Origin of the sequence: Shigella sp. FC1567 (assembly GCF_001743015.1) — a bacterium.
Lineage (GTDB): Bacteria > Pseudomonadota > Gammaproteobacteria > Enterobacterales > Enterobacteriaceae > Escherichia > Escherichia coli.
This window is the reverse complement of the sequence record NZ_MIIV01000081.1, coordinates 1-8,551: the sequence shown is the minus strand read 5'-3', so window position 1 is coordinate 8,551 and position 8,551 is coordinate 1. Positions and strand designations below refer to the sequence as shown.

3 protein-coding genes and 3 pseudogenes are annotated in these 8,551 nt (G+C 52.0%); 4 read left to right on the top strand and 2 right to left on the bottom strand.

Features of this window, described 5'->3' with window-relative positions; genetic code table 11:
• The coding region (locus BHE85_RS06455) for a leucine-rich repeat domain-containing protein (RefSeq protein ID WP_047199581.1) at positions 1-1,070 on the bottom strand (1,070 nt) is incomplete at its 3' end.
• 187 nt (positions 1,071-1,257) lie between these two features.
• Positions 1,258-1,338 (bottom strand): annotated as a pseudogene (locus tag BHE85_RS27270) (hypothetical protein); the annotation flags it as partial.
• A 210-nt stretch (positions 1,339-1,548) separates the two neighbouring features.
• Here BHE85_RS27270 and BHE85_RS28355 point away from each other — a divergent pair.
• From BHE85_RS28355 to BHE85_RS06430, 4 genes and pseudogenes are all read left to right on the top strand, one after another.
• Positions 1,549-1,638: pseudogene (locus BHE85_RS28355) on the top strand (DUF1175 family protein); the annotation flags it as partial.
• A gap of 23 nt (positions 1,639-1,661) precedes the next feature.
• A pseudogene (locus tag BHE85_RS06440) lies at positions 1,662-6,176 on the top strand (alpha-2-macroglobulin family protein).
• Entirely contained in the window at positions 6,177-7,826 is a 1,650-nt protein-coding gene (locus BHE85_RS06435) for a YfaQ family protein (RefSeq protein ID WP_001104569.1), read from the top strand.
• Positions 7,827-7,893: 67 nt separating this feature from the next.
• Positions 7,894-8,551, top strand: a 658-nt coding sequence (locus BHE85_RS06430) for a YfaP family protein (protein WP_242412318.1), incomplete at its 3' end; no start/stop codon positions are given.

Below are 8,551 nucleotides of genomic sequence, written 5' to 3'. Positions count from 1 at the left end.
TTTTCCAGCCATGCAGCGACCTGTTCACGGAATCCGGAGGTATTGCGTGCAGAGACGGTATCGGAAAGGCGGTCAAGGAACGCGGAAAAGGTGTTGGCGTGCTCTTCATGTTCAAAAGCATGCCATATCTGTGATACATCAGATTGTTTGTTTTCCGGGAACCATGCTGTCACGGCATCAGCCAGGGGGCGATGGAGTGTATTCTGTTGTCCGTCACTCATGGAGAAGTAAATCCGTGGGCCGTGGTAGTCCGGCGAAGAGGTTAATCTTTGCAGGGCTTGCAGAGTGCGAGTCGACAATGGATTGTTATAAATATTAACATCTGCATAAATGTGCAGATTCATGATACTGTCTGGCAATGTGTTCAGCTGATTGTTAGGGATATATAGTGATTGCAGACGTTGTGGAAGTTCGGGCAGTCTGTGTAGTTGGTTTTCCCCAACGTTTAAAAGCCTCAGATTTTGAGGAAGGGGCGGTAGCTCTTGTAATCTGTTATCAAAAGCACTTAGTTCCTGTAGTTCACATGGTAATTCTGGTAAGGCAGTAAGCTGGTTGTTGCCAACAGAAAGTTTTTGTAGAGCCGGGGGAAGATCAGGTAGCGTCTCCAGGCTATTGAGAAGGGCTGAGAGTGACTGCAAGGAAGATGGAAGAGAAGGTAAACATGTTAAAACTCTGTTAAGTGAAACATCAAGAGCGACCAGGTGAGGCGGAAGAGCCGGGAGCCTGCTCAGTCTGTTATCGCTGGCTTTAAGTACAGTTAAGGACGGAGGGAGTTCTGGCAGAGAGCGTAGCTCATTGCTAGAGATGTTAAGTTCTTGTATGTGCGGGGGCAGGTATGGGAGAGAGCGTAATCTGAGTAAACTTAAATTGAGGGCTGGCTCTTGAAAAGCCAGACATATTTTCAGTAATCGAACTGCCTGTGTTCGGTCTTCTGTTGCAGCACCTTCCTTGGCCCAGTTATCCCAGATGCGGTGATAATCCGTGATATTTTGCTCTTCTACGGATAAACGGGATATACATCCTAAACCACAAAAGGAGCGGAAAAAAGAAGGATTGTGGGCAGGTTTCATTTATTATTGATCCTCATTGTTTATATATTAATATGTTCGTGCAAATGGAGTGAGGATTCTTTAAAAAAACGCTCCTGTAAATAGTTAAGAACAGGAAGAACTGTTGGGGATGTGGCTGGCCGAAAATGAAGGGGTGAAGTTCTGGCTCAATGTGCTGACTGAACTGAAAAAATGCGGTTGGTCGCCCTACCTTTTCATCAAGCCAGTAGTCTGCCCACCACTGCATCATTTCTCTGCGCTTATCGAGATACTGAGCATGGTTGTAAATTCAACTAACCCAGTGCGTTGACAAAAAATTAGCGCAAGAAGACAAAAAATCACCTTGCGCTAATGCTCTGTATCAGGTCACTAATACCAGCTAAGTAGTTGATTCATAGTGACTGCATATGTTGTGCTTTGTCGCATTTTGTAGTCTATTATTTAATCTGTAACAACGATAATACAATGAATTTTAATTGGTTTTTGTGATTTTGTCCTTCTTCTGACATGGAAGGACACCCGATGGATACCCAACGATTCCAATCCCAATTTCATTGGCATTTATCGTTTAAATTTTCTGGCGCGATAGCAGCGTGCTTGTCTCTGTCTCTTGTGGGAACAGGGCTTGCTAATGCTGATGATTCGCTTCCTTCCAGTAACTATGCGCCGCCCGCCGGGGGAACATTCTTTTTGCTTGCTGACAGCAGTTTTAGCAGCAGTGAAGAGGCGAAAGTGCGACTGGAAGCGCCGGGGCGTGATTATCGGCGCTATCAGATGGAAGAGTACGGCGGCGTGGACGTTCGCCTGTATCGTATTCCTGACCCGATGGCATTTTTGCGCCAGCAGAAAAACCTGCATCGCATTGTGGTGCAACCGCAATATCTGGGCGACGGGCTGAACAATACGCTGACCTGGCTGTGGGATAACTGGTACGGCAAATCTCGCCGCGTAATGCAGCGTACTTTCTCTTCTCAGTCACGGCAGAATGTGACTCAGGCATTACCCGAATTACATCTCGGCAATGCCATTATTAAACCTTCCCGTTATGTACAGAACAACCAGTTTTCCCCGCTGAAAAAATATCCCTTGGTGGAACAGTTCCGTTATCCACTATGGCAGGCTAAACCGGTCGAGCCGCAGCAAGGGGTAAAACTGGAAGGCGCATCCAGCAATTTCATCTCGCCGCAGCCGGGTAACATTTATATTCCTCTCGGCCAACAAGAGCCGGGACTGTACCTCGTCGAGGCGATGGTTGGTGGGTATCGGGCGACGACGGTGGTGTTTGTTTCCGATACCGTGGCTCTTAGCAAAGTGTCAGGCAACGAGCTTCTGGTGTGGACCGCGGGTAAAAAACAGGGTGAAGCGAAGCCCGGCTCAGAGATCTTGTGGACTGACGGTCTTGGCGTGATGACCCGCGGTGTGACCGATGACAGCGGTACCTTGCAGTTACAACATATATCGCCAGAACGTTCATACATTCTGGGTAAGGATGCTGAAGGCGGCGTTTTTGTCTCCGAGAACTTCTTCTACGAAAGCGAAATCTACAACACCCGCTTGTATATTTTTACCGATCGCCCGCTATATCGCGCAGGCGATCGTGTCGATGTTAAAGTGATGGGCCGCGAGTTCCACGATCCGTTGCATTCATCCCCCATCGTCAGCGCCCCGGCGAAGCTTTCGGTGCTGGACGCTAACGGCAGTCTGTTGCAAACCGTCGATGTCACGCTGGATGCGCGCAATGGCGGGCAGGGAAGTTTCCGCCTGCCAGAAAATGCCGTTGCCGGAGGTTATGAGTTACGTCTTGCTTACCGCAATCAGGTCTATAGCAGCAGTTTTCGCGTGGCAAACTACATCAAGCCACATTTCGAGATTGGTTTAGCTCTCGACAAAAAAGAGTTCAAAACTGGCGAAGCGGTCAGCGGCAAACTGCAACTGCTCTACCCGGATGGCGAGCCGGTAAAAAATGCCCGCGTGCAGTTAAGTTTGCGCGCTCAGCAATTATCAATGGTCGGTAACGATTTGCGTTATGCCGGACGTTTCCCCGTGTCGCTGGAAGGCAGCGAAACGGTGTCCGACGCCAGCGGTCATGTGGCGTTAAATCTCCCCGCCGCCGATAAACCGAGCCGTTATTTGTTAACCGTCTCCGCCAGTGACGGCGCGGCGTATCGTGTCACCACCACCAAAGAGATCCTCATTGAACGCGGTCTGGCGCATTACTCATTAAGTACTGCCGCACAATACAGTAATAGCGGCGAGTCGGTTGTGTTCCGTTATGCCGCGCTGGAATCTTCAAAACAGGTTCCTGTTACGTATGAATGGTTGCGTCTCGAAGACCGCACGAGCCATAGCGGAGAGCTACCGTCAGGCGGCAAATCCTTTACCGTCAATTTCGCTAAACCTGGCAACTACAATCTGACATTACGCGATAAAGACGGCTTAATTCTCGCTGGGTTAAGTTATGCCGTCAGCGGTAAGGGCAGCACGGCGCATACGGGTACGGTAGATATCGTGGCGGATAAAACGCTGTACCAGCCAGGCGAAACCGCGAAGATGCTGATTACCTTTCCGGAGCCAATTGATGAAGCATTATTGACGCTGGAACGCGATCGCGTGGAACAGCAGTCGCTGCTTTCGCATCCGGCAAACTGGCTAACGCTACAACGTTTAAACGATACCCAGTATGAAGCCCGGGTTCCAGTGAGCAATTCCTTTGCGCCTAACATCACTTTTTCGGTGCTGTATACCCGTAATGGTCAGTACAGTTTTCAGAACGCCGGGATCAAAGTTGCCGTTCCTCAGCTTGATATCCGGGTGAAAACGGACAAAACCCATTACCAGCCAGGTGAACTGGTCAATGTCGAATTAACCTCGTCGCTGAAAGGTAAACCTGTTTCTGCGCAGCTAACGGTAGGCGTGGTCGATGAAATGATCTACGCGCTGCAACCAGAAATCGCGCCGAATATCGGCAAATTTTTCTATCCGCTGGGGCGTAACAATGTGCGTACCAGCTCCAGTCTGTCGTTTATCAGCTACGACCAGGCGCTCTCCAGCGAGCCGGTTGCGCCTGGCGCAACTAACCGCAGCGAGCGGCGAGTAAAAATGCTTGAACGTCCACGGCGTGAAGAGGTGGATACCGCGGCATGGATGCCGTCACTCACAACCGATAAACAAGGCAAAGCGTATTTCACGTTCCTGATGCCTGATTCGTTAACCCGCTGGCGTATCACCGCGCGTGGGATGAACGGCGACGGGCTGGTCGGGCAGGGGCGTGCTTATCTGCGTTCGGAAAAAAATCTCTACATGAAGTGGAGTATGCCAACGGTGTATCGCGTGGGCGACAAACCGGCGGCAGGACTGTTTATCTTCAGTCAGCAGGATAACGAACCGGTGGCGCTGGTGACTAAATTTGCAGGCGCTGAGATGCGCCAGACGCTGACGCTGCACAAAGGGGCGAATTATATTTCGCTGGCGCAGAATATTCAGCAATCTGGCTTGTTAAGTGCAGAACTGCAACAAAATGGGCAAGTGCAGGACAGCATTAGCACAAAACTGTCTTTTGTGGACAACAGCAGGCCCGTTGAACAGCAGAAAAATGTCATGCTCGGCGGTGGCGAGAACGCGCTGATGTTGCCCGAGCAGGCGAGTAATATCCGGCTACAAAGTAGTGAAACGCCGCAGGAGATTTTCCGCAACAATCTTGATGCGTTAGTCGATGAACCGTGGGGTGGGGTGATCAACACCGGTAGCCGTCTGATCCCGCTCAGTCTCGCCTGGCGTTCGCTTGCCGATCATCAAAGTGCCGCCGCTAACGACATTCGTCAGATGATTCAGGATAACCGTCTGCGGCTGATGCAACTGGCGGGGCCCGGAGCGCGCTTTACCTGGTGGGGTGAAGATGGCAATGGTGACGCCTTCCTTACGGCATGGGCATGGTACGCCGACTGGCAGGCCAGCTAGGCGCTCGGCGTAACGCAACAACCGGAATACTGGCAGCATATGCTCGACAGTTATGCCGAGCAGGCGGATAACATGCCGTTATTGCATCGGGCGCTGGTGCTGGCGTGGGCACAGGAGATGAATCTGCCGTGCAAAACGTTGTTGAAAGGGTTGGATGAAGCTATCGCCCGGCGCGGAACTAAAGATGAAGATTTCTCTGAGGAAGACATCCGCGATATCAATGACAGCCTGATCCTCGATACACCGGAATCTCCACTGGCAGATGCGGTGGCAAACGTCTTAACCATGACGTTGCTGAAAAAAGCGCAGTTGAAGTCCACGGTGATGCCACAGGTTCAGCAATATGCGTGGGATAAAGCGGCAAACAGCAATCAGCCGCTGGCGCACACGGTTGTGCTGCTCAATAGCGGTGGTGACGCTACCCAGACGGCCGCTATTTTAAGTGGTTTGACCGCTGAGCAATCCACTATTGAGCGCGCGCTGGCCATGAACTGGCTGGCGAAATATATGGCGACAATGCCTCCAGTTGTTTTGCCTGCGCCTGCGGGCGCATGGGCTAAACATAAGTTAACTGGAGGGGGCGAATACTGGCGTTGGGTTGGTCAGGGCGTGCCGGACATTCTCTCTTTTGGTGACGAATTATCGCCGCAAAATGTGCAGGTCCGCTGGCGTGAGCCGGCAAAAATGGCTCAACAAAGTAACATTCCGGTGACCGTTGAACGCCAGTTGTATCGGCTTATCCCTGGTGAAGAAGAGATGAGCTTTATTCTGCAACCGGTGACCAGCAATGAGATTGACAGCGATGCGCTGTATCTCGATGACATCACGCTTACCAGCGAGCAGGATGCAGTTCTGCGCTACGGTCAGGTGGAAGTACCGCTGCCACCGGGAGCCGACGTTGAGCGCACAACATGGGGCATTTCGGTCAATAAACCCAACGCCGCGAAACAGCAGGGGCAATTGCTGGAAAAAGCGCGAAATGAAATGGGCGAACTGGCCTATATGGTGCCGGTGAAAGAACTGACGGGAACGGTCACTTTCCGCCATTTGCTGCGCTTCTCGCAAAAAGGGCAATTCGTTCTGCCTCCTGCTCGTTATGTGCGTTCCTATGCACCTGCACAGCAAAGTGTTGCGGCAGGGAGTGAATGGACCGGGATGCAGGTGAAATAAGTGAACTGGCGCAGAATCGTCTGGCTATTGGCGTTGGTTACTCAGCCAACGCTTGCGGAGGAGACGCCGTTACAACTGGCACTGCGTGGTGCGCAGCACGATCAACTGTATCAGCTGTCGTCATCAGGCGTGACCACAGTCTCAGCATTACCTGACTCGCTCACCACGCCGTTAGGGAGTTTGTGGAAACTGTATGTTTACGCCTGGCTGGAGGATACCCATCAACCGGAGCAGCCCTACCAGTGTCGCGGAAACTCCCCGGAAGAGGTTTATTGTTGTCAGGCTGGGGAGAGCATAACGCGCGATACCGCGCTGGTACGTTCCTGTGGGCTCTATTTTGCGCCGCAGCGGTTGCATATTGGCGCAGATGTGTGGGGGCAATACTGGCAACAGCGTCAGGCGCCTGCGTGGTTAGCGTCTCTTACTACGCTGAAGCCAGAAACCTCGGTAACGGTTAAATCGCTGCTTGATTCATTAGCGACGTTACCTGCGCAAAACAAAGCTCAGGAAGTCTTACTGGATGTGGTGCTGGACGAGGCGAAAATCGGTGTCGCATCCATGCTCGGTAGTCGGGTACGGGTGAAAACCTGGAGCTGGTTTGCCGATGATAAACAGGAAATCCGTCAGGGTGGTTTTGCCGGCTGGTTAACCGATGGTACACCGCTGTGGGTTACTGGCAGTGGCACCAGCAAAACGGTACTAACCCGTTATGCGACAGTGCTTAATCGGGTTTTGCCAGTGCCGACGCAGGTTGCCAGTGGGCAATGTGTAGAGGTGGAGCTGTTTGCCCGCTATCCGCTGAAGAAAATCACAGCGGAAAAGAGTACGACGGCAGTAAAACCCGGCGTACTTAATGGGCGCTATCGTGTGACGTTTACTAATGGTAACCACATTACGTTTGTCAGCCACGGTGAGACGACCTTACTGAGCGAAAAGGGCAAACTGAAATTGCAGTCGCATCTCGATCGTGAAGAGTACGTTGCCAGAGTTCTGGATCGCGAGGCGAAAAGTACGCCCCCTGAGGCAGCGAAAGCCATGACCGTGGCGATTCACACTTTTTTACAGCAAAACGCCAATCGGGAAGGCGATTGCCTGACCATCCCCGACAGCAGCGCCACGCAGCGTGTTTCTGCTTCGCCAGCGACCACGGGGGCGCGAACGATGACCGCCTGGACGCAGGATCTCATCTATGCAGGCGATCCGGTTCATTATCATGGCAGTCGAGCTACCGAAGGGACACTTTCCTGGCGGCAAGCCACGGCCCAGGCGGGGCAGGGAGAGCGTTACGACCAGATACTCGCGTTTGCTTATCCCGACAACAGCCTTAGCCGCTGGGGAGCGCCACGCTCAACCTGCCAGTTATTACCCAAAGCGAAAGCCTGGCTGGCGAAAAAAATGCCGCAGTGGCGGCGTATATTACAAGGCGAGACGGGGTACAACGAACCAGACGTGTTTGCGGTCTGTCGTTTAGTCTCAGGTTTCCCCTATACCGATCGGCAGCAGAAACGGCTGTTTATTCGTAACTTCTTTACGCTTCAGGATCGGCTGGATTTAACCCATGAGTATCTGCACCTGGCCTTTGATGGTTATCCCACCGGGCTTGATGAGAACTATATCGAAACGCTGACCCGACAATTATTAATGGACTAATGCTATGCGAAAGATTTTTCTTCCGTTGTTACTGGTGGCACTTTCGCCTGTCGCTCACAGTGAAGGTGTGCAGGAAGTCGAGATTGACGCACCGCTCTCTGGCTGGCATCCGGCAGAGGGCGAAGATGCCAGTTTTTCACAATCGATCAATTACCCGGCGTCGTCCGTCAACATGGCAGATGATCAAAATATCTCAGCGCAGATCCGCGGCAAAATAAAGAATTATGCTGCGGCGGGTAAAATTCAGCAGGGCCGGCTGGTGGTCAACGGTGCCAGTATGCCGCAGAGAGTTGAATCCGATGGTTCATTTGCACGCCCTTATATTTTCACTGAAGGCAGCAACAGCGTGCAGGTCATCAGCCCGGATGGGCAAAGCCGACAAAAAATGCAGTTTTACTCAACGCCGGGTACAGGAACGATTCGTGCACGTTTACGGCTGGTTCTCTCGTGGGATACGGACAATACCGATCTCGATCTCCATGTTGTCACGCCCGATGGCGAACACGCCTGGTACGGTAACACCGTGCTGAAAAACAGTGGTGCACTGGATATGGATGTCACGACGGGGTACGGACCCGAGATTTTCGCCATGCCAGCGCCAGTTCACGGACGCTATCAGGTGTATATGAAGTGGTCAACAAAAACTGGCCACCGAGTTAGAGTTTTTCCAGTATCGATTTTCCGATTCGTTTGGGGGGAACCCACCGTTATATTCGTGCGGTCTT